At 67.5% G+C, this 21209-nt stretch carries 24 protein-coding genes; 5 read left to right on the top strand and 19 right to left on the bottom strand.

All coding sequences use genetic code 11. The annotated features are described in order from the left end of the window. Positions 1–51: 51 nt before the first annotated feature. The 4 genes from AC1DYD_RS33815 to AC1DYD_RS33800 are packed head-to-tail and all read right to left on the bottom strand — an operon-like array spanning position 52 to position 4025. The gene (locus AC1DYD_RS33815; protein ID WP_478177105.1) at positions 52–1179 is read right to left on the bottom strand and encodes a CaiB/BaiF CoA transferase family protein; all 1128 of its coding nucleotides are present in this window, start codon (positions 1177–1179) and stop codon (positions 52–54) included. A 34-nt stretch (positions 1180–1213) separates the two neighbouring features. Beyond that, on the bottom strand, positions 1214–1630 hold the full coding sequence (locus AC1DYD_RS33810) for a cobalamin B12-binding domain-containing protein (protein WP_478177104.1): 417 nt from the start codon (positions 1628–1630) through the stop codon (positions 1214–1216). Next, the gene (locus tag AC1DYD_RS33805) at positions 1627–3249 is read right to left on the bottom strand and encodes an acyl-CoA mutase large subunit family protein (RefSeq protein ID WP_478177103.1); all 1623 of its coding nucleotides are present in this window, start codon (positions 3247–3249) and stop codon (positions 1627–1629) included. Before AC1DYD_RS33805 ends, AC1DYD_RS33810 begins: the two co-directional genes overlap by 4 nt. Beyond that, the gene (locus AC1DYD_RS33800) at positions 3246–4025 is read right to left on the bottom strand and encodes an enoyl-CoA hydratase/isomerase family protein (RefSeq protein ID WP_478177102.1); all 780 of its coding nucleotides are present in this window, start codon (positions 4023–4025) and stop codon (positions 3246–3248) included. The genes AC1DYD_RS33805 and AC1DYD_RS33800 overlap by 4 nt, the downstream gene beginning before the upstream one ends. A 186-nt stretch (positions 4026–4211) precedes the next feature. Between AC1DYD_RS33800 and AC1DYD_RS33795 the strand changes: the two genes are divergently transcribed. Further along, positions 4212–4964, top strand: coding sequence for an IclR family transcriptional regulator (locus tag AC1DYD_RS33795; RefSeq protein ID WP_478177101.1), 753 nt, complete (start codon positions 4212–4214; stop codon positions 4962–4964). 133 nt (positions 4965–5097) lie between these two features. On the opposite strand, the gene AC1DYD_RS33790 is transcribed toward AC1DYD_RS33795, so the two are convergent. The 12 genes from AC1DYD_RS33790 to nac (AC1DYD_RS33735) form a co-directional block, all read right to left on the bottom strand. Next, positions 5098–5940 (bottom strand): ABC transporter substrate-binding protein, encoded by an 843-nt coding sequence (locus AC1DYD_RS33790; RefSeq protein ID WP_478177100.1) that lies wholly within the window; start codon positions 5938–5940, stop codon positions 5098–5100. A gap of 52 nt (positions 5941–5992) precedes the next feature. Continuing rightward, entirely contained in the window at positions 5993–6727 is a 735-nt protein-coding gene (locus tag AC1DYD_RS33785) for an amino acid ABC transporter ATP-binding protein (RefSeq protein ID WP_478177114.1), read from the bottom strand. Between the two features lie 98 nt (positions 6728–6825). Beyond that, positions 6826–7581: an amino acid ABC transporter permease gene (locus AC1DYD_RS33780; protein WP_478177099.1), complete on the bottom strand. Its 756-nt coding sequence runs from the start codon at positions 7579–7581 to the stop codon at positions 6826–6828. Positions 7582–7584: 3 nt separating this feature from the next. Then, entirely contained in the window at positions 7585–8286 is a 702-nt protein-coding gene (locus AC1DYD_RS33775; protein WP_478177098.1) for an amino acid ABC transporter permease, read from the bottom strand. A 28-nt stretch (positions 8287–8314) separates the two neighbouring features. Next, positions 8315–9067, bottom strand: coding sequence for an SDR family oxidoreductase (locus tag AC1DYD_RS33770; RefSeq protein ID WP_478089268.1), 753 nt, complete (start codon positions 9065–9067; stop codon positions 8315–8317). A 207-nt stretch (positions 9068–9274) separates the two neighbouring features. Further along, the gene (locus AC1DYD_RS33765; RefSeq protein ID WP_478177097.1) at positions 9275–10039 is read right to left on the bottom strand and encodes a LamB/YcsF family protein; all 765 of its coding nucleotides are present in this window, start codon (positions 10037–10039) and stop codon (positions 9275–9277) included. Positions 10040–10055: 16 nt separating this feature from the next. Beyond that, complete coding sequence (locus AC1DYD_RS33760; protein WP_478177096.1) at positions 10056–10502, bottom strand: acetyl-CoA carboxylase biotin carboxyl carrier protein; 447 nt, start codon at positions 10500–10502, stop codon at positions 10056–10058. Then, a complete protein-coding gene (locus tag AC1DYD_RS33755; protein WP_478177095.1) occupies positions 10499–11488 on the bottom strand; it encodes a 5-oxoprolinase subunit C family protein in 990 nt (329 codons plus the stop codon). Before AC1DYD_RS33755 ends, AC1DYD_RS33760 begins: the two co-directional genes overlap by 4 nt. Continuing rightward, positions 11485–12156, bottom strand: coding sequence for a 5-oxoprolinase subunit PxpB (gene pxpB / locus AC1DYD_RS33750; protein ID WP_478177094.1), 672 nt, complete (start codon positions 12154–12156; stop codon positions 11485–11487). Before pxpB ends, AC1DYD_RS33755 begins: the two co-directional genes overlap by 4 nt. After that, positions 12153–13505, bottom strand: a complete 1353-nt coding sequence (gene accC, locus AC1DYD_RS33745; RefSeq protein ID WP_478177093.1) for an acetyl-CoA carboxylase biotin carboxylase subunit — start codon at positions 13503–13505, stop codon at positions 12153–12155. The genes pxpB and accC overlap by 4 nt, the downstream gene beginning before the upstream one ends. 10 nt (positions 13506–13515) lie before the next feature. Beyond that, positions 13516–13998 (bottom strand): acetyl-CoA carboxylase biotin carboxyl carrier protein, encoded by a 483-nt coding sequence (locus AC1DYD_RS33740; RefSeq protein ID WP_478177092.1) that lies wholly within the window; start codon positions 13996–13998, stop codon positions 13516–13518. Positions 13999–14133: 135 nt separating this feature from the next. Beyond that, a complete protein-coding gene (gene nac / locus AC1DYD_RS33735) occupies positions 14134–15072 on the bottom strand; it encodes a nitrogen assimilation transcriptional regulator NAC (protein ID WP_478177091.1) in 939 nt (312 codons plus the stop codon). 157 nt (positions 15073–15229) lie between these two features. On the opposite strand from nac (AC1DYD_RS33735), the gene AC1DYD_RS33730 reads away from it, so the two are divergent. The 3 genes from AC1DYD_RS33730 (at position 15230) to AC1DYD_RS33720 (ending at position 17546) form a co-directional block, all read left to right on the top strand. Beyond that, on the top strand, positions 15230–16438 hold the full coding sequence (locus AC1DYD_RS33730) for an aspartate transaminase (RefSeq protein ID WP_478177090.1): 1209 nt from the start codon (positions 15230–15232) through the stop codon (positions 16436–16438). A gap of 44 nt (positions 16439–16482) precedes the next feature. Then, positions 16483–17154, top strand: a complete 672-nt coding sequence (locus tag AC1DYD_RS33725; RefSeq protein WP_478177089.1) for an RraA family protein — start codon at positions 16483–16485, stop codon at positions 17152–17154. Between the two features lie 107 nt (positions 17155–17261). Beyond that, positions 17262–17546, top strand: a complete 285-nt coding sequence (locus tag AC1DYD_RS33720; RefSeq protein WP_478177088.1) for a helix-turn-helix domain-containing protein — start codon at positions 17262–17264, stop codon at positions 17544–17546. Here AC1DYD_RS33720 and AC1DYD_RS33715 read toward each other — a convergent pair. Next, the gene (locus tag AC1DYD_RS33715) at positions 17530–18303 is read right to left on the bottom strand and encodes an enoyl-CoA hydratase/isomerase family protein (RefSeq protein WP_478177087.1); all 774 of its coding nucleotides are present in this window, start codon (positions 18301–18303) and stop codon (positions 17530–17532) included. The genes AC1DYD_RS33720 and AC1DYD_RS33715 overlap by 17 nt on opposite strands. Before the next feature lie 150 nt (positions 18304–18453). Further along, positions 18454–19377, bottom strand: a complete 924-nt coding sequence (gene nac / locus AC1DYD_RS33710) for a nitrogen assimilation transcriptional regulator NAC (RefSeq protein WP_478177086.1) — start codon at positions 19375–19377, stop codon at positions 18454–18456. 139 nt (positions 19378–19516) lie between these two features. Between nac (AC1DYD_RS33710) and AC1DYD_RS33705 the strand changes: the two genes are divergently transcribed. Continuing rightward, the gene (locus tag AC1DYD_RS33705; protein WP_478177085.1) at positions 19517–20476 is read left to right on the top strand and encodes a LysR substrate-binding domain-containing protein; all 960 of its coding nucleotides are present in this window, start codon (positions 19517–19519) and stop codon (positions 20474–20476) included. Positions 20477–20479: 3 nt separating this feature from the next. On the opposite strand, the gene AC1DYD_RS33700 is transcribed toward AC1DYD_RS33705, so the two are convergent. Continuing rightward, positions 20480–21199: an HpcH/HpaI aldolase family protein gene (locus tag AC1DYD_RS33700; RefSeq protein WP_478177084.1), complete on the bottom strand. Its 720-nt coding sequence runs from the start codon at positions 21197–21199 to the stop codon at positions 20480–20482. Positions 21200–21209: the final 10 nt, after the last annotated feature.

The following is a 21209-nucleotide window of genomic DNA, read 5'->3' as shown; positions in this document are numbered from 1 at the left end:
CCGTGCTTCGCACTGCGGTGCGAGCTTGCTTGGGGCGGCCCGGCGCTGCAGTCATGCCGCCACCTTCCCCAACACCTCGTGCGCATGTTCGTTGAGCAGGGGCGGCAGGCTGTAGCGCGGCGTGAAGCCGTCGAAACGGATCGGACTGGCGACGGCGTGCAGCGGCAGGCTGCCGTCGCCCAGCGGCACGATCAGCCTGCGCGCGGTCGCGATGTCGCCGCGCAGCGCGTCGTTCAGCGTGCCGACCTCGGCGGCCACCACGCCCAACGGCACCAGCCGCCGCACCCATTCGGCCGCCGGGGCGCGGCGCAGCAGCGGCGCGATCTCGGCGATCACCTCGGCGCGGTGCGCGCGCCGGCCGGCCATGGTGCTGAAGCGCGCATCGGTCGTCCATTCGGCGTGGCCGACTTCGTCGCAGAAGATCTTCCAGAACTTGTCGTGCGTGATGAAGAGGGTGAGCCACCCGTCGGCGGTCTGGAAGATCTGGGCCGGCACCACGTAGGGGTGCGAGGAATCGGCCTGGCGTTCGACGGTCTCGCCGGCATTGAGGGCGGCACCGGCCAGGTAGTTGAGCTGCGAGAGCATCACGTCGTACATCGCGACGTCGACCTGCCCCCCCTTTCCCTGCACGATCTTGGCCAGCAGGCCGACCGCGGCCACCAGCCCGGCGGAGTTGTCGACCGCGGAATAGCCGGCCTTGGTCGGCGGGGCGTCGGGGTCGCCGGTGAGGGCCATCACGCCGGTGAGCGCCTGGATCACGTAGTCGTAGGCCGGGCTGTCGGCGTGCGGTCCGTCCAGGCCGTAGCCGGTGAGCGCCACGCAGACCAGGCGCTCGTTCCAGTGGCGCATCGCGTCGTAGGTGAGGCCGAGCTTGCGGATCGCGGAGGGCCGCAGGTTGGTGATCACCGCGTGCGAGGTCTCGGCGATGCGGCCCAGCGCCTCGCGCCCCTCGGCGCTGGCCAGATCGAGCACCACGCTCTTCTTGCTGCGGTTGAGGCTGGCGAAGTAGGCGTTGTGGGGTCCGATGAAATGCGGGCTGACCGTGCGGCCGATGTCGCCGTCGGGCGTCTCGATCTTGATGACCTCCGCCCCCATGTCGGCCAGCATCAGGCCGCAGTAGGGGCCGGCCAGCATGTGGCCGACCTCGATGATGCGGATGCCGGCGAGCGGCCCGTTCATCGGGACACCTCCGCGCCGCGAACGCCGGCCGTGCTCATGCGAGGCACTCCGCCAGCGAGGCCACGACCTGCTCCAGCGGCATGTCGGCGGTGAAGACCGCGCTCACGCCCAGCGCGCGCAGATGGGCATGGTCTTCCGCCGGAATGGTGCCGCCGACGAACACCTTCACGTCCAGTGCCTTCAGTTCTCGCAGCTGCGCGATGACCTCCGACACCAGTTCCTTGTGGCTGCCCGACAGGATGCTCAGGCCCACCGCGTCCACCCCTTCGTCGACCGCCACCTGGGCGATCTGCAGGGGGCTGCGGCGCAGGCCGGTGTAGATCACCTCGGCACCGGCATTTCGCAGTGTCAGCGCGATGATCTTGGCGCCGATGTCGTGCCCGTCGAGCCCGGGCTTGCCGATCAGGATGCGCCTTGCCGCGAGCGCGGCGATGCCTGGTTGCGTGCTCATAGATTCACCGGCTCCTTGAATTCGCCCCACTGGGCCTTCAGACTGGCCACCATCTCGCCGACGGTGGCGTAGCTGTGGCAGCACTCCACGAGATAAGGCATCACGTTCTCGCGGTCCTTGCTCGCGGCGGCCGACAGCCGCGCGAGCGAACGCGCCACCGCCGCGTTGTCGCGCGTGTCGAGCGTGCGCTGGAACTTCTCCAGCGCGCGCTGCGCGACGGTCGGGTCGAGCGTGAAGACCTCGCCGACCTTGACCTCCTCGTTCTCCTTCTTGAAGTGGTTCTGGCCCACCACCACGGTGCGCCCGGCATCGTTGTCGAGCTTGCGCTCCAGGCCGCGCTCGGCCAGCCGCATCTGGATCCAGCCTTCCTCGATGGCGCGCACCACGCCGCCATAGGCGTCGATCTCGTCCATCACCCGCACGATCTGTTCCTCGATGCGGTCCGTGTGCTGCTCCAGGAAATAGCTGCCGCCCAGCGGATCGACCGAGCGCCCGATGCCGCTTTCGTAGGCCAGGATCTGCTGCGTGCGCACCGCCAGCTCGGCCGAGAACTCGGTCGGGATCTGGAATGCTTCGTCGAAGGCGCAGGTGAAGATCGACTGCGCGCCGCCGAACACGGCGGCCATGGTTTCCACCGCGACGCGCACCACGTTGTTGTACGGCTGCGGCGCCACCAGCGACGAGCCGCCGCACACCACGCCGAAGCGGAAATGCTGCGCTTTCGGGTCCTGGACGCCGTAGCGCTCTTTCATCAGCCGGGCCCACAGCCGGCGGCCGGCGCGGAACTTCGCGATCTCGTCGAAGAAGTCCATGTGCACGTAGAAGAAGAACGACAGCCGCTTGGCGAACTTTTCCACGTCGCCGCCGCGCGCGCGCAGTTCGTCCACGTAGGCCAGGCCGTTGGCCAGCGTGTAGGCCATTTCCTCGGCGGCGGTCGCGCCCGCGTCGCGCACGTGGGCACCGGCGATGCTGATCGGATTGAAGCGCGGCGAGACCTCGTTCGAATAGAGGATGGTGTCGGCAATCAGCCGCATGGACGGCCGCACCGGAAAGATCCAGGTGCCGCGCGCCACGTACTCTTTCAGGATGTCGTTCTGGATGGTGCCCGTGAGCTGGTCGCGCCGAACGCCCTGCTTGTCCGCGACGGCCAGGTACATCGCATAGATGATCGCGGCCGTGCCGTTGATCGTGAACGAGGTCGAGATCCGGGACAGGTCCAGATCCTTGAACAGAATCTCCGCCTCGCTCAGGTTCGACAGCGACACGCCGACCTTGCCGATCTCCGGGCGCGCCATCGGGTGCGTCGGGTCCAGGCCGCACTGGGTCGGCAGGTCCAGCGCCACCGACAGCCCGGTCTGGCCCTTGGCCAGCAGGAACTTGTAGCGCTCGTTCGATTCCTCGGCGGTGCCGAAGCCCGAGTACTGGCGGATGGTCCACAGGCGCCCCTGGTAGCCGTCCGGGAAGATCCCGCGGGTGAAGGGGTACTCGCCGGGCTGGCCGATGCCCTCGGGCCGCACGGCGGATGCATCGACGCTGCCGGGCACCTCGATGCCGGTCGGGCTCGTGCTGCGCAAGCGAGGCTCGACGGCGGAACGGGCGATGTCGTCGTCGCGCTTCATTGGGAGGCCTTGGCCAGAAACCGGTCGGAGGCGCGCCAGTGGTCGTCGTGCAGCCAAGTGGTCAGCACCTGCGCGCGCTCGACCTCTCGCCGCTCGCTGTACGACGCGCCCTCGCGCCAGGCGATGAGCTGTGCCTTGATGCCGCGCAGCACCTGCGGCGGGTGGAGCAGAAGCGGCGCGAGGAACGCGCGCATGTCCTCGCCGTCGGCCCCGTCCGCGATCGACGCATCGGCCAGTCCCCATTGCAGGGCCTGCGCCGCGTCGACCATCTCGCAGCGGCCCATCATGCGCAGCGCGCGCGCACCGCCCACCAACCGGCACAGATCGGGACCGCCGCCCCAGGCCGTGCTGATCGCAAGCCGGGCCTGGATGAAGCCGATGCGCGCGTGCGCGGCCTGCAACCTCAGATCGCAGGCCAGCGCCAGCTCGGCTCCGCCACCGATGGCATCGCCGTTGAGGTAGGCCAGCACCGGCACGGGACAGCGGCGCACGGCATCCAGCGCGCCACGCGAACGCTCGGCCATCGCATGGGTGGCGGCTTCGTCGCGCACCTCGGACAGCTCCACCAGATCGCCGCCGGCTGCAAAGAAGCGCTCGCCGGCTCCGCGAAGGACGACCAGCCGGGTCCCGGGCCGGGCCCCGCACCCGGCGGCCGCCTGTGCCAACGCCGCCAGCACGCTGCCTGCGAGGGCGTTGTGCTTGTGCGCACGGTCGATGGTGATCCACACCACGCCGTTGGCCCGTTCTTCCACCGTGATTTCCTGGCTGGCTTGCACCTTGGTTTGTCTCCGTCGAACTGTCGTGGCCCGATCGTAGGAATCGATTTATTCCTGCACAAGAACCGATATTCGGTATTACGAACAAAATGCCACAATGCCGCCGGGATCGCACGCGCAGATCCGTTTTGTTCAGGCGGCTGAATTTCGTCGCCCGGTCCGTTCCACTACCAAGGAGAGCCGCCCATGACTGGCGTCACCGTGACCGCGATCGCGCGGGTGATCGACATCTACGAAGCCTTTCAGGCGAGTCAGCGGCCGCTGTCGCTGACCGAGCTGGCCGAAGCCGTGGGCGTGCCGAAGAGCACCTGCCACGCCATCGTCTCGACATTGACGGCGCGCGGCTACCTCTACACGATGAGCCGCCCGCGCGCGCTCTACCCGACCCGGCGCATGTACGACGTGATGCGCGACATCAGCGCCAAGGATCCGTTCATCGAGCGCGCCACGCCGGTCCTCGAACGGCTGCGGGACGCAACCCGCGAGACGGTGATCCTCGGCAAGCGCCAGGGCGATTCGGTGATCTACCTGCAGGTGGTCGAGGGGCTGCATTCGATCCGCTATTCGGCCAAGCCCGGCGAGTTCAAGCCGCTGCACTCGAGCTCGATCGGCAAGGCGCTGCTAGGCAGCCTGAAAGAGCCCGAGATGCGCGCCTGGCTGAAGGAACGCGAGCTGCCCGCCGTCACCGCCACCACCAAGACCGGGCACGAGGCGCTGGTGAACGACGTGCTGGAAAGCCGCAAGCTGGGCTACTTCGTGACGCGGGGCGAGAACGTCAGCGACGTGTGGGCCGTGGCGACCTTCCTCAACCTGCACAACGACACGTTGGCGGTGGCGGTCGCCGGACCGCAGCACCGCATCGAGGCCAACGTGGCCGAAGTAGCGCGGCTGCTGGTGGCCAGCTGCAGTTTCCTCGCGCGGCAAAGCGAGCGGGGCTAGGCCGGCACGACCAGCAGGGTCCCCTGCGGGTCCTCGCGCTGGTCGCATGACGCCTCGCCGGGGGTGCGTCCATCTCTCGGCATCCGTTGCTGCGGCTCGGTCGACTTGAGGAGGCGGTGACGCCCGCTCGCACTCAAGGCAGCAGTTCGAACTTCAAGTCGGCCAGCGGCATGACCTTCTCTTCTCGCGTCATCTTGTATTCGGTGTTCGGGCCGAGCCACTTGTTCCACAGCTTGTCAAGCTCGCCCTTCTTCTCCAGCGCGTAGAGCGCTTCGTTCACCTTGGCCAGCAGCACCGGCTCGTCCTTTTTCATCCCGATGCCGATCGGCTGCAGCACCATCGGTTCCTTGATCATCTTCAGCTCGACGCCCTCGGTCTTCGACTGGTTGACCAGCTTGGTGATCGTCATGGTGTTCGCCACCATGCCCATCGACTTGTTCTGCTGGACGGCCATGAAGGCCGAGCCGGTGTCCTGGAAGGTCACGGCTTCGGAACCGTTCATCTTGATCGACAGCTCCGAAGTCGATCCCTTGGTCGAACTCAGGCGCTTGCCCTTGAAATCGGCCTTGGTCGTGCCCGGGTCCGACGCCTTGACCGCCAGCATTTCCTTCGCGACGTAATACGGGTCGCTGAACTGGATCTGCTCGCCGCGGCTCTTGGTGTAGGCCAGGTTGGCGATGGTCACGTCGACGCGACCGAGCTTGACCTCGGGCACGCGGGCCTCGACCGACAGCGGCGTCACCTTGGCCGTCAGGCCGAGTTCCTTCGCGATGGCATTGCAGAGGTCCACGTCGTGGCCGACCATCTCACGGGTCTTCGGGTCCGGCGCTGCAAAGGGCGGCACGTCGGCGAAGGTGCCGCACTTGAGTTCCTTGCGTGCAGCGATGTCGCTCCACTGGTCGGCCTGGGCCGCGAGCGAGCATGCGCAGAGGGCCGCGCCGAGGGCGGCAAGACGAAACACGTTGGCATTCGACATGGGAAGCTCCTGGGAAGAATATCGGGTGAAAGACAAGGGGAAATCGATCGGCTCAATGCGCCCGCAGGTCCGACAGGAATCGCTGCGCACGCGGGTGCTGGGGTCGGGTGAAGAAGGTCTCGGGGTCCGCCTTCTCCAGGATGCGGCCGGCGTCCATGAACCAGACGCGGTCGGCCACCTCGCGCGCAAAGTTCATCTCATGGGTGACGCACATCATCGTCATGCCCTCGTTGGCCAGGCTGCGCATGACCGACAGCACCTCGCCGACCATTTCCGGGTCCAGCGCGCTGGTCGGCTCGTCGAAGAGCATGGCCGGTGGCTCCATCGCCAGGGCGCGGGCGATCGCGACGCGCTGCTGCTGGCCGCCCGAGAGCTGCGCCGGATAGGAATTGGCCTTGTTCGACAGCCCCACGCGCTCCAGCAGCTGGCCGGCCCTGGCCTTGGCGTCACTGCGCTTCACACCCAGCACATGCACTGGCGACAGCATGATGTTGTCCAGCACGGACAGATGGGGAAACAGGTTGAAGCTCTGGAACACGAAGCCGATGCGGCTGCGCAGCTTGTTCAGCGCATGGCTGCTCATCGGGGCATGGATATCGTGGCCATCGAACAGCAACTGGCCGGACTTGATTTCCTCCAGCCGGTTGACCGTGCGGATCAAGGTCGACTTGCCGGAGCCCGAGGGACCGCAGACCACGACCACCTCGCCCTTCTTGACCTCGGCGTTGACATCGGTCAGCGCCTGATAGTCGCCATACCATTTGTTGATGTTGGAAAACAGGATCATGGTGTCGTCCTCGCGCGGCTTCAGCCGTGCGCTGGGTTGTTCAAGCGTTTCCATGGTCGGTCTCCGTTCTTTGTTTCGCTCACCGTCGAATCGCGGTGTCAGGAGTTGGCTGCCACCGGCGGCAGCGGCAGGCCGTCCTCGGTGGTGGCGGGTGTCGCGCTGCCGAGCCGCTTGTGGGCGATTCGGCGCTCCAGCCATTGCGCCAGCTGGGTCAGGCTGAAGCAGACGACGTAGTAGGTCATCGCCAGGATGAAGAACACCTGGAACGGCTTGGTCAGCAACTGGTTGTTGATCTGATTGGCGGCGAAGGTGAGTTCCTGCACGTTGATCACGTAGCCCAGCGTGGTCTCCTTGATGGTGGAGATGAACTGGCTCAGCATGCTCGGGAGCATGTTGTAGAGGGCCTGGGGCAGGATCACGTAAGCCATGGTGCCCAGGTGACTGTGGCCCAGCGCGCGGGCCGCCTCGGTCTGTCCCTTCGGCAGCGCCTGGATGCCGGCGCGGACCACTTCCGACAGATACGCGCCTTCGTAGATCACCAGCGTGCACAGCATGGTGGTGAACCCCGTGACGTCGTGACCGATCAGGATCGGCACGAGGAAGTACACCCACAGGATGACCATCAGCAGCGGCACGCCGCGCACGATGTAGACCAGCACCGTGGCCGGCCAGCGCAGCGCGCGCCAGGGGGAGAGGCGTGCCAGCGCCAGCAGCACCGACACGGGGAAGGCCAGCACGATGCCCAGCACCGAAAGAATGAGCGTGGCGACGATGCCGCCCATCGGCCCGTTGGGATACTGGCCGACCAGCAGCAGCAGCCAGTTGTCGCGCAGGATGTCGAAGATGCCGAACATGTCTTACCTCGCCCCGGAAACGCGATAGCGGCGTGCGATCCAGGCGCCGACCGCCATGATGAGCAGGGACACCAGCAGGTACATCATGGTCGCCATGCTGTACGCCTCGAAGGTGCGGAAGCTCTGGCTCTCGATCTCCTTGACCGCATGGGTCAGTTCCGCGACGCCGATGGCCATCGCCAGGCTGCTGTTCTTGAACAGGGACACGCTGTGATTCACCAGGGCCGGCACCGCGTTGCGCACCGCTTGCGGCAGCATCACGTGCCGCATCGCGCCGATGTAGCCGTGTCCCAGGGCACGCGCAGCCTCGGACTGTCCGGCCGGGATAGCCCGCAGGCCGGAGCGCATGTCCTCGCTGAAGTAGGCGGCCTGGCAGAGACCCAGCGCCACGATCGAGATCAGCGCCTCGGCGTTGTTGTTCGACAGCCAGGCTTGCACGGGATCCGGCAACAGGCTGAAGATGCCGAAGTACCAAAGCATCAGCTGCACCAGCGTCGGCACATTGCGGTGGTAGGAGACATAGGCCGCAACGGCCTGCTCGGCCACCGGGTTGGCGCTGAGCCGGACCACCAGCAGGACGACGGCGATCGACATCGCGAGCAGCCAGGAGCCGACCGCGATCTTCAGGGTCAGCACCATCCCGTGCAGCAGCATGGCGCCGAACTCGGGCTTCAGCAGGATCGCAAGGAGGTCGAAGTCCTTCATGGCGTGCTCTGGTGTGAACGGGCGAGGCTCAGGCCCGCACCGTCTCCGGCTTGGCGGTGGAGAGGCCGCCGGGCACCTGCAAGGTCGGCGTGATCTCCATGTGGCCGATGTTCACCGCGACGGGCGCCGCGATCGCGAAGGCGATGGCGTTGGCGATGTCGGCAGCCTCCGGCAGCTCGTAGCCTTCGACGAAGCGCTTGCGCGTCTCCTCGGAGTCGCCGTGCACGTGCGCGAAGATGTCGGTCGCCACGCGGCCCGGGCAGATCTCGGTCACGCGCACCCGCTTGCCGAAGCAATCCACCCGCAGTTGCCTCGACAACATGCTCACCGCCGCCTTGGTCGCGTGGTAGGTGCTGTTGCCGCCGAAGTTGTAGGCCGCGGCGATCGAGCTGATGTTGACCACGTGGCCGCTGTCGCGCGCCACCATGCCCGGAACGACCAGCCGGCAGAGATGCAGCACCGCGCGCAGATTGACGTCCACCAGGAGGTCGATGCCTTCGGCGTCGGCTTTCAGGATCGATCCCGGCCGATCGACGCCGGCGTTGTTCACGAGAACGTCGAACTCGACCTCCTTCGTCAGCGCGGTCACGCCGTGCAGGTCGCTCACGTCGATGGCGTGCGGGATGCAGCCCGTGCGCGCGGCGAGTTCTTTCAGCTTGGCGCCGCTGCGGGCCAGCGCATGGACCTGCAGGCCTTCCTTGCAGAGGCGCTCGACAACGGCGGCGCCGATGCCGGAGGAGGCACCTGTCACCAGGGCGGTCTTGTAGTCGGAGAAGGGCATCTGGATCACTTTCTTTCTGTGGGATGGCGGCCGGTCGCGCCCTTGTCGAATGCGCTTTCGGACCGCGATGAATTCACTGTATCGACCGCAGGTTCGGCGCGCCAAGACGGTTTGGCTGTGGAGCGATAAGCCCCCCTTATGTCGCCCTGGAAGCGTGCGCGCCGACCTAGGGTAAGCACCATGTCCGTGCCTGCTCGACAGCGCGCTTCAGGCGGCCTGGCGCGAGATCGGGACCACACGGCCGTGCGCCTCGACCACCTCGCGCACCCCGCGCGCCAGTGTCACCGCGCCGGGCGTGTCGCCGTGGACCAGGATCGAATGCACGCGCATCGGGATCGTCTTGCCGGCGTAGGTGGTGACGGTGCCCTCCGCCAGCAACTGCCGGACACGCGCCAGGACCCGTTCGGGGTCGTGGATCACCGAGTCCGGCATCTTGCGCGGGATCAGCAGCCCCGCTTCGTCGCAGGCGCGGTCGGCCAGGAAGGTGGTGCGAAGGCGCAAGCCGCAGCGCCGCGCCGCATCCTCGATGGCCCGGCTGGCCGAGGAGCTGATCGTCAGCGACGGATCGAAGTCCGCCACCGCCCGCACCAGCGGCGCCGCGAATTCCGCGTCCGCCGCCGCCATGTTGCCGAGCGCGCCATGAAAGCTCATGTGCGTCATGCGGTGCCCCGCGGTGCGTGCGATGCCCGCCAGGGCGCCGAGCTGGTAGACCACGGCCGCGACCAGCTCGCCCGTGTCCATCTGCATCGGGCGGCGGCCGAAGCCGGCCAGGTCCGGGAAGCCGACATGCGCGCCCACATCCACGCCGCGCGCCAGCGCCGTGCGCACGGTGCGGTCCATGATCTGCGGGTCGCCCGCATGGAAGCCGCAGGCGACGTTGGCCGACGAGACGATGCCCAGCAGCGCCTCGTCGTCGCCCATGCGCCAGGCGCCGAAGCCTTCGCCCAGGTCCGCGTTCAGGTCCATGTCCATGATGCTTTCCTTGTCGTCAGAGGGGATGCAGCTCGACCAGGACCGTGCCGTAGCCGACAGTCGCGCCGTCGTCGGCCCGCAGCGCGGCGACGGTGCCGGCTCGCGGGGCGCTCACCGGCAGCAGCAGGACGCCGATGCGCAGCAGTCCGAGCGTCTGGCCGGCCTGGACGCCATGGCCGACGCGCACGAACGGCGCCGTCGCGCCGGGGTGGGCGTGCAGGAACACGCCGACGGAAGCGGCGCTCACGGTGTCGGGAGCGGGCCCTGCCTGGGTTGGAACCACGGGCCCGCGGGCGACCGGCCCGGCGGCCTCGCCGGGCTGGATGGGGTCCAGCGCCACGACCGCCTCGCCCTGCCGCCCCAGCCGCACGGTCGCGCCGGGCATCCGCAGTTCGAGAAAGCCGATGTCCGTCGCCGCCATCCAGCCGGCGATCTCCAGGAGCTCGTGAGGCGCCTTTTTCATGCAGCGCTCCCCATCGGCCCGCTGCGGTGCAGCGCCACCATGCGTGCCACCCTCGCCAGCCAGGCTTCCTTCTGTTCGAGCGCGGCCACGGCCTCGTCCCAGCTCGTCTCGATGAAGCGGATCCGGCTGCCGATCGGCGCCTGGCCCAGCCGCCACAGATCGGCCTCGATCACGGTGCCGAACTTGGGATAGCCGCCCGAAGGCTGCGCGTCGCGCATCTGGATGATCGGCTGCCCGCTATGGGGCACCTGGATCACGCCGGGCACGATGCCATGTGAGCGCAGTTCCATCGGAGCGACCGGCTGCAAGGCCTCTCCAGCGAGCCGATAGCCGTAGCGGTCGCTCTGCGCCGTGATGCGCCATTCGCCGGCCCAGAAGGCCTCGCGTGACGCGGCCTCGAAGCCCAGGTATTCGGCCGCCGGCAACACCCGCAGCGCGACCCGCCCGTCGAGCTCCAGCGGCAGGGCGATGGCCGGCGGCACCAGGCCGAAGCCGGTCCGGCAGGCGCGCTTCGGGTCGGCGGCGCCCAGCACGTCGCCCTTGCGCAATGCCCGGCCCTCATGGCCACCGAAGGCGCCGCGCATCTGGGTGCTGCGCGAACCCAGCACCTCCGGCACATCGATGCCGCCCGGCAGGCACAGCAGCGCACGGCTGGCGCGCTGCGCGCCCTGCGGCAGGCCCAGCGTCAGCACCTGGCCGGCCCGCGCCTGGTGCGACCACCACGGCAGCAGCGGCTGTGCGTCCAGCGTCGCGCCGCAGTCCGCGCCGGTCAGCGCGAAGGCGCAATCCCCGGTGAAGCGGACCTTGAACGGAAAGACCGGGATCTCGATGCCCGCAGCACCCACCTCGTTGCCCAGCAGGAGGTTGCCCGCCGCCAGCGCGAGGTCGTCCATGGCACCGGCGGTACCCACGCCGAAGCGCAGGCTGCCCAGGCGCCCGAGGTCCTGCACGGTCGCCAGGGCCGCGTTGGAAAGTATCTCGATCATTTTTCTATCCCTTCCACCAGGAAGCGAATGCGGTCGCCCGGCTGCAGCGTGGCCGGCGGATTGCGCCCCGGGTCGAAGAAGACCATGGTGGTGCTGCCGATGGTGTTCCAGCCGCTCGGCCCGGCGGAGGCCGAGACACCGGTCTGCGCCCCGCCGATCGACACGGCGCCACCCGGAATGCTGAGCACCGGCACCTTGCGCCGCGGCGTCGCGATGCGCGGGTCCATGCCACCCAGGTAGCAATAGCCGGGATGGCTGCCCAGCGCATACACCGGGTACAGCGGTGCGCTGTGCAGCTCGACGATCTCCTCGACCGACAGGCCGGTGTGCGCCACCACGTCCGCCATGTGCGGGCCGCCCGCACCGCCATAGCGCACCGGCAGCTCGACCACGCGGCCTTCGCGGGTGAGCGGCGTGACGGCCTCCCAGGCGGCCACCAGCCGGGCCTTCAGTTCATCGAGCGCACGCGGCGGGCGAACGAAGCTCAGCATCAGGTTGTTCATTCCGGGCACGGCCTCGCGCACCTCGGGCCATTCGGCGGCCTCCTGCGCGAGCGCCCAGATGCGCTGCTGCGAATGAAGCTCCATCGCGCCCGGGGCTTCGAACAGCAGCGCCGTGGTGCCCAGCAGGCTCAGCGTCGGGATCGATCCAGTCGTCGGGGCGTTCACGGTGCGTTCCTGCGCTGCAACCAGCGTTCGAGGTGGTGGATGTCGACCCCGCCGGTGGCAAAGCCGTCGTCCTGAAGCAGCGCGCGGTGCAGCGGCACGTTGGTTGCGATGCCGTCGACCTGCAGCTCGCCCAGTGCGAGCCGCATGCGATCCAGTGCGTCCTCGCGGCTGGCACCATGCACGATCAGCTTGCCGATCATCGAGTCGTAGTACGGCGGCACGCGGTAGCCCGGGCCCGCGTGCGAATCGAAGCGCACGCCGAAGCCGCCGGGCACGCGCCAGCCCGTGATGCGACCCGGCGACGGCGCGAAGCTGTCGGGATCTTCCGCATTGATACGGCATTCGATCGCATGTCCCCTGCAGGGGACATCGGCCTGCGTGATCGCCAGCCGCTCGCCGCGCGCCATGCGCAGCTGCTGCTGCACGATGTCGATGCCAGTGGTCATCTCGGTCACCGGATGCTCCACCTGCAGCCGCGTATTCATCTCGATGAAGTAGAAAGCGCCCTTCTCGTAGAGAAACTCGAAGGTGCCGACGCCGCAATAGCCGATCTGCCGGCAGGCCGCCGCGCAACTCTCCCCGACCGCGGCGATCAGCGCCTCGTCGATGCCGGGCGCGGGTGCTTCCTCGATCACCTTCTGGTGCCGCCGCTGCAGCGAGCAGTCCCGGCTGCCGAGCCAGATGGCGTGGCCGTGGCTGTCGGCCAGCACCTGGATCTCCACATGCCGCGGATGCAGCAGGAACTTCTCGATGTAGACCTCGGGATTGCCGAAGGCGCGGCGCGCCTCCTCGCGCGTGAGCGCCAGCGCCTCCAGCAGCTCGCCCTCCTCCCGGACCACGCGCATGCCGCGACCGCCACCGCCGCCGGCCGCCTTCACGATCACCGGGTATCCGACCTCGCGCGCCAGCGCGCGCACGGCCTGCGGATCGTCGGGCAAGCCGTCGTCCGGACCCGGCACGCAAGGCACGCCGGCCCGACGCATCGCACGCTTGGCCGCGACCTTGTCGCCCATCACGCGGATGCAGGCGGCGCTCGGTCCGACGAAGCGCAATCCGGCCTGCTCCACCTTCTCGACGAAGCCCGCGTTCTCCGACAGGAACCCGTAGCCGGGATGGATCGCCTGCGCGCCACTCACCTCGGCCGCATAGAGCAGCGCCGACTGGTTGAGATAGCTCTGGCCGGGGCTGGCCGGACCGATGCACAGCGCCTGGTCGGCCTGCTGCACATAGACCGCATCGCGGTCGGCGTCGGAGTGCGCGACCACCGTCTTCAGGCCCAGGCCGCGGCAGGCGCGCAGGATTCGCAAGGCGATCTCGCCGCGGTTCGCAATGAGGACGGTGTCGAACATGATGTCCTTCTCAGGCAAGACGGAACAATGGCTGGCCGGCCTCGACCTCGTCGCCGGTGCGCACCAGCACCTCGGCGATGGTCGCGTCGGCCTCGGCGCGCACTTCGTTGAAGACCTTCATCGCCTCGATCACGCACAGGGTCTGGCCGGCCGCGACCGGCTGGCCCGGCTGCACGAACAGCGGCTCGCCGGGCGACGGCTGCAGGTGGATCACGCCATAGAGCGGCGCCAGGCATTCGATCGGGCTCGCAGCCAGACCGACGGAGGGCGCCCGGATGGCGCCAGCCAGGTCGGCGCGTGCATCGTCCCTCCCGTGCGCGGTGGCCTGCGGGGCGGCGCAGGCATCCGCGGCGCCGCGCCCGGCGCGGGCCAGCGGCGTCGACGCCCCCTGCTTCACCAGCCGCAGCGTGCAACCGTCTTCGCTGTACTCCAGCTCCGACAGCGCCGAGGCCGCCAGTGCGTCGATGAGGATCCTGATCTGTTCCTGTTTCATGCCGGACCCGCCGCAAAAGGGCGGGATCTCCTTGGTGGCCGACGCATTCCGCGAACGCGTGACGGCAGGCATGAACGGTAGCCCGCGAAGGCTGCAAAGCCAAAGACGGATTGGCTGTGCCGGGATAAGGTCGGCTTATGACGCCTTGGCCAGCACCGGCTCCCCGGTCGCGGCGGCGTTGTTCGACAGCTCGGTGACCAGTTCGAGGAGGATGTCCTTCACCGCCTGCGCCGGTTCGGAGAGCGGCAGGTGGTCCGACTGGCACAGGGCCAGCGGCGCCTCGATCACCGGGTCGACGATCTGGAACTGCCAGGCCCCGCAGGACGCCACCACCTCGCGCGCCATCGACGCCGGCAGGATCGTGGCACCCAGTCCGTCGGCCACGGCCGCGGTCAGCGTGAAGGCGGATTCGATCTCGGCCACGACGCGCGGCGCCGCGCCAAGCCGGCTGAAGGCCGCATCGACCAGTTTGCGCACCACGTTGTACGGACGCGGCAGGAAGAGTTCCATGTCGCGCAGGTCGGCCAGCCGCACCGGTTGGGCCGGTGCCGGGATCGACGCCGGCCCGACCAGGAACAAAGGCTCCCTCAGCAGCGGCAGAAAGCTCAGGCCATGGATCGCCTTGTCGCCGTAGAGCACGGCCAGATCCATTCGGCCGTTCATGATCAGTTCGCTCAGCGTGGTGCCGTAGTTCTCGTTCAGGTACAGCAGGATGCCCGGATGGCGCGCCCGCACCGTGCGCAGCAAGGGCAGCGAGAGCGCCGCCGCCGCGGTGCCGGGCGCGAGACCCACCGACACCTGGCCGGAGACGCCCTGCCCGGCCGCCGCCATGTCGACCTGCGCCTGCTCGCACTGGCGCAGGATGATCTGCGCATGGCGGTACAGCACCTTGCCGGCCTCGGTCGGCGTCACGCCGCGCTTCGTGCGCACCAGGAGTTGCTGCCGCACCTCGCCTTCGAGCGTGGCCAGTTGCTGGCTCAGCGCCGGCTGGGCGATGTAAAGAACCTCGGCCGCCTGCGTCAGGCTGCCGATGTCCACGATCTTCACGAAGTATTTGAGTCGCCGCAGGTTCACCCTGCCTCCAAAGCAAATCCCGAGCCTAGCACCGGCCCCTGGGGCGGGCCATCGGGGCCTTCCATAAGCTCTACCTATACGACCAGAGCGATCTCGTCTTGGCTTCGGGAAGGCGATCTGCGTACCGTACGGTCCTGCCATCCCACTCCAGGAAGCCATGACCACCTCCCGCATCGCAGAGCGCGTCCGCCGCATCAAGCCTTCGCCCAGCACCTCGGCCGCCGACCGCGCCAACGAGCTGCGCCGCCAGGGCAAGTCCATCGTGAACCTCGTCGTCGGCGAGCCCGACTTCGACACCCCCCTGCACATCCGCCAGGCCGCCGCCGCGGCGATGGACAAGGGCGCCACCCGCTACACCCTGATGGCCGGAACCGTCGAGCTGCGCGAAGCCATCGTCGCCAAGCTGAAACGGGAAAACGGCCTGAGCTACGCGATGAACGAGATCATCGCCACCAACGGCGCCAAGAGCGCGATCTACAACGCCTTCGCGATCACGCTGGAGCCGGGCGACGAAGTCATCGTGCCCGCGCCCTACTGGGTGTCCTACCCCGACATGGTGCTGGCCTGCGACGGCAGGCCGGTGATCGTCGCCTGCCCCGAGGCCAACGGCTTCAAGCTGACGCCCGCGCAGCTCGAGGCCGCCATCACGCCGCGCACGCGCTGGCTGCTGATCAATTCGCCGAGCAACCCGACCGGCGCCGCCTACACCGCCGACGAATACCGGGCGCTGGCGGACGTGCTGGTGCGCCACCCCCAAGTGATGGTGATGACCGACGACATCTACGAGCACATCCGCTTCGACGGCGAGAAGACGCCGCACATTCTCGCCGTGGCACCCGAGCTGCGCGATCGCACGCTGGTCGTCAACGGCGTCTCGAAGACCTATGCGATGACCGGCTGGCGTATCGGCTACGTGGCCGGGCCGGTCGACATGGTCCGCGCGATGGACACGCTGCTGTCGCAGTCGGCCGGCAACTGCTGCTCGATCAGCCAGGCCGCCGCCGCGGCCGCGATGAACGGCGACCAGTCCTTCGTCGCCGAGAGCGTCGCCGTCTACAAGCAGCGCCGCGACCGCACCCTGGCCCTGATCAACGCCATTCCCGGCCTGAGCTGCGCCACGCCGCCCGGCGCCTTCTATCTCTACGTCAACTGCAGCGGCCTGATCGGCAAGACCACGCCCTCCGGCAAGGTCCTGGCCGAGGACGGCGACGTCGTGATGTACCTGCTGGAAAGCGAAGGCGTCGCGATGGTCGCGGGCACCGCCTACGGCCTCTCGCCCTACTTCCGGCTGTCGATCGCGACCTCGATCGACATCCTCGAGGAAGGCTGCGCGCGCATCGCCCGCGCGGTCGCCGAACTGCGTTGAGCAGGGACCGGCCGCCTCGCCCCCCCACCGAACAGGAGACATCCATGCAATTCAAGGGCATCCGCAAGAACCCGTCCGCGCCGCAAGTGAACCCGGCCCACATCGCCGCGCTGCGCGACATTCCGGTCGCGGCGCTGAGCGACAACATGCACCGCAACATCGGCAGCGTCGGGCTGAACCCCTATCACCGACCGGGGCCCGGGACGATGGCCGGCACGGCCGTCACGATCAAGTCGCGCGGCGGCGACAACCTGACGCTGCTGCGCGCCTTCGAGTTCTGCCGGCCCGGCGACGTGATCGTGATCGACGCCGACGGCGACCTGGCCAACGCGGTCATCGGCGGCATCCTGTCTTTCTATGCCGCCACCATCGGCACCGTGGGGGTCGTGCTCGATGGCGCCATCCGCGACGTGGCCGAGATCCGCGCGCGCGACTTTCCGGTCTACGCGCGCGGCGTGAACCATCGCGGCCCGTACAAGGACGGTCCCGGCGAGATCAACGTTCCGGTGTCGGTGGGCGGCATGCTGGTGAATCCCGGCGATGTCGTGGTCGGCGACCAGGACGGGCTGATGGCGTTCTCGCCGAACGATGCCGAATGGCTGATCGAGAAGGCCCGGGCGCACCTGGCGACCGAAGCCGAGACGATGCGTGCCATGAAGGAAGGCCGCTGGGACCGCAGCTTCGTCGACGCCCTCGAAGCACGCTGCCCGAACTGAGCCGCATTCCCACGCACATCTGCCTGATCCCGGCAGCGACATTCGAGACGCTGCGCCGATCCTCCATCGAGTTCAACCACTTCCTTTGCGACATCATGAATGCGCGCATGGGCGAATTCGTCGGAATGCTCGCGGCATCCCGTCTGGGCGGACCCGAGATGCAGGTCGCGAGGGCGCTCCTGATGCTGGCAGGCACCCGGGACGAGGAGTTGCATCAACTCGCCATTTCGCAGCACGAGCTGGCACTGATCTCCGGACTCTCGCGCCAGCGTGTCAACATGGCGATCAGCGTCTTCAGCCATCGTGGACTCGTGCGCAGCGAGCCTCGCAAGGGCTTCCTGGAAGTCCATGTGCCGAGATTGAGAGACCACGTCCTCAGCGCCGGTGCATGATCTCCTGCCGCCGGAGATCCTGCGCGCGCCGATTGCCCGGATCGCTCATGCCGTTCGGGAGCAGGTGGTCCAGGGCAACCGTCCGTTCCTCGATCTGACGCAGCACGGCGTCCTGCAGCGCCTTCTTCGACATCGCGTAGGCCGTGTTGCAGTCGGGCGTGATGCACTTCGCATGCGCGATCGCCGTGGACAGCAGACGGTCGGGTTCCACCACGGCATGGAAGAAGCCAAGCCGCTGCGCTTCTTCGAGTCCATAGAGCTGCCCTCGCAGCGTGGCGAGCGCGCCCACCTGGGTTCCCAAGGCGTACTTGATGATTTCGACGTAGGCCGCCGGCATCGGGATGCCGATGGGCACTTCGTTGAGCCCGAACTTCGCCGGCTTGCGGGCCGCCACGCGAAAATCGCAGTCGAGCGCCGTGATCAGCCCGCCGGCGATGGCATGCCCGTTGATCGCAGCCACCGTGGGCCTCGGGTACTTGAAGATGCGAAGGTTGGTCTCGCGGTAGGCCCGATACCAATCGCTGATCTTGTCCTGGCTGCCGCTGCCGAAGATCTCGAAGCTGTACTGAAAATCGATGCCGGCCGAGAACACATCGCCTTGGCCGGTGAGCACGACCGGCAAAGCGCCGAACTCGCGCTCCAGGCGGTCGAAAGCGTCGTGCAGGTCGCCGAAGAACGGGTCGTTCTGCACATTGACCTTGTTGGTGTTCATGCGCACGACGGCGCATCCTTCGATCACTTCGATGTCCCATGCCATACAGTCTCCTTCTCGCTTGTCAGCCGTGCCGGAAGTCGGCACACCTTGCGCCGCCAGGGTGCGCTTCATGGGCCGAATGCTATGGAACTTCGCAAGCGCACGTTGTCATTGCAACGACAAGAAGAAGAGCGGCGTCGGTCCGCACCCGAATCAGTGAGCCATGTGCAGCCCGCCCGCCAGATCCAGCCCGCCAACAAGCTCGAGCAGGATGCCTTTGACAACCTGCGCAGGCTCGGACAATGGCAGATGATCCGACGCGCAAAGCGAGAGCGGCACTTCGATGGTGGGCGAAACGAGTCGGCACACGCTCGCCGACGCCGTGGCAGCGACCGACCTCGCAATCGAAACCGGCAGGATCGTCGCACCGACGCCCGAAGCGATCGCGGCGGCCAACGTGCTCGACGACTCCATTTCGGCCACCACGCGGGGCACCACCTGCACCGACGCGAACGCCTGGTCGAGGTAACGGCGAAGCTGGTTGCTCGTGCAAGGCAGGAGCAGATCGATGTTTCGGAGGTCGGACAGCGCCAAGTCGCCATCCCGGCTGACAAGTTCTGCGGGCGCGACGACGCAAAGGTCCTCCGTCAGCAACGGATCGAACGAAAGCCCCTGCGCCGGGCTCTCGCCGCCATACAGCACGGCCATGTCCATGCGGCCGCTTCGCACCACATCGCATAGCGTGGTGCCGAAGTTCTCGTTGATATGGAGCACGATCTGGGGATGCCGCCCTTGTACCGTCTGCAGCAGCTTGAGCGCCAGCGTCGACGCGGCGGTCCCGGGCGCCAGTCCCACCGACACCTGTCCCGCCAGACTGCGCCCGGCGTTGAGCACATCCGCACGCGCCTGGTCGAACTGTCGCAAGATCGTTTGTGCGTGCCGGTACAGCACCTTTCCCGCCTCCGTGGCCACCACGCCTTGTTGAGTTCGCAGAAGCAATTTTTGATTGAACTCGCCTTCGAGAGTCGCCAATTGCTGGCTCAGCGCCGGCTGCGCGACATGCAGGATCTCGGACGCCAAAGTCAGGCTGCCAACGTCCACGATCTTCACGAAATACTTCAAACGCCTGAGATTCACGAGGGCCCCGAATTTGCTTGCAAAATGGAATCAAGCAAGCATCAAGCCACCCTCTGGCGTCGTCAACCGGGGTTACGATCAGTGAACCAAGCCGGCGCCGGAAAGACGCCCGCCACGACCGGAAAACGGATCCGCTTCCATGACAGTCAATTTCAAGACCCTCAAGAGCTTCGTGACGGCGGTCGAGGCCAAGAGCCTGTCGGCGGCGGCCCATCAGCTGAGCCTTGCGCAGCCTGCGCTGAGCCAGCACATCGCCTCCCTCGAAGAGCATTTCAAACAAAAGCTGCTTGTCCGATCCAATGCCGGCGTCACGCCGACAAGCGCTGGCGCCGAGTTGTATCGGCATGCGCAGATCATGCTGGGTCACCTGGATCAGCTCGAACGCGAGCTTGCCCATCGCGTCGACGCGAGCGCCATCTCGGGCCCGGTGTCGGTCGGGCTCGCAACCTACAGCACGGCGTCCATCCTTTCGATGCCGCTGCTCAAGGCGGTGCGGAGCCAATACCCCGAAGTCAACCTCTTCATCAACGACAACTTCGGGCTGGTGCTCAGCGAGATGGTCATGACGGGACGCATGGACATGGCCATCATCTACGCCAGCAGTCCGATGAAAGGCGTGACGCTGCATCCCCTCCTCACCGAGGCGTTGTTTCTCATCGCGCCCGCCAGCATCCGCCTGCCGCCGACGAACGACCAGACGATCACCCTTCGCTCGCTGGCCGGCATCGATCTGCTCCTCCCCAGCCGAATGCACTTCTTGCGAAGGACGGTTGACGAGGCCTTCGCCCGCGTCGGCGTCGTCCCGAAGATCCGGGCCGAGATCGAATCGTCGGAAACGCTGCGTCAGGCCATCGAAGCCGGCATGGGTGCCGCGATCCTTCCCGCGGCACTCGCGGATTTCTCTTCAGCGTCCGACATCCGCCGCATCGTCGAGCCGGGCCTGCAGGCGACCGTGTCGCTGTGCATACCGAATCATCTGCCGATGTCCGACCAGGCGAAGGCCGTGCTCGATATTCTGCGAGCGCAGATCGACAACCTCTTCGCTGCCGGCCGGCTCCCTGGAATCAGTGCGCCGACCAAGGAAGTTCCGTCGCCCTGAACATCAGGCTACGGCCTCGTCGGCAGGAACCGAAGTGAGCTGCCGCATGGCTGCGACCCCTTCGCTCACGAACGGATCGGCGTGGTAGTACAGCAGTTGCGCACCGACCGACACGAGATGCTGCACATCGTGCCGCACGACCAGCGTGCCGGCGATCTTGCCGGCCGCACGAATGCGTTGCAGCGTCTGGTCCACGAGGTCGAGCACCGCCTGCGGACGACGCTTGCCCGCGCCGACGGCGGGCGAATAGCCCATCGATTGCGACAGGTCGCCCGGGCCGACGAAGAACACGTCGATGCCCTCGACCGCGAGGATCTCGTCGAGATTGCGCACCGCCTCGACCGACTCCACCATGCCGATCAGCAGCTTGCTCGCATGGTCGTCCGGACAGGCGTAGCGGAAGGTGTGAACCACCTGCCTGGCGATCTCGGCCGTGTGGATCAGCGGCACCATCACGCCGTCCGCGCCGGCGTTGAGGCAGCGCGTGATGGTCGAGCGTTCCTGGTTCTGCGGGCGGACGATGCCCCAGCCGCCGGCGTAGCGCGCCGCCTTGGCCATGTGGTGGATGTCCTCGAAGCTGGCGAGGCCATGCTCGCAGTCGATGAAGACCGAGTCGGCGCCCGAGCGCACCAGCTTCTCGCACAGCGTGGGCGACACGTGATTGGGGTTGACCATCAGCACGGCATCGCCGTGCGCCAGTCGTTCATGAAGAGTCGTGCTCATCGTTTTGCTC

The organism is Variovorax sp. P4_B11 (genome assembly GCF_056402355.1).
The sequence above is the reverse complement of the archived record's forward strand: the minus strand, read 5'-3'. Positions and strand labels throughout refer to the sequence as shown.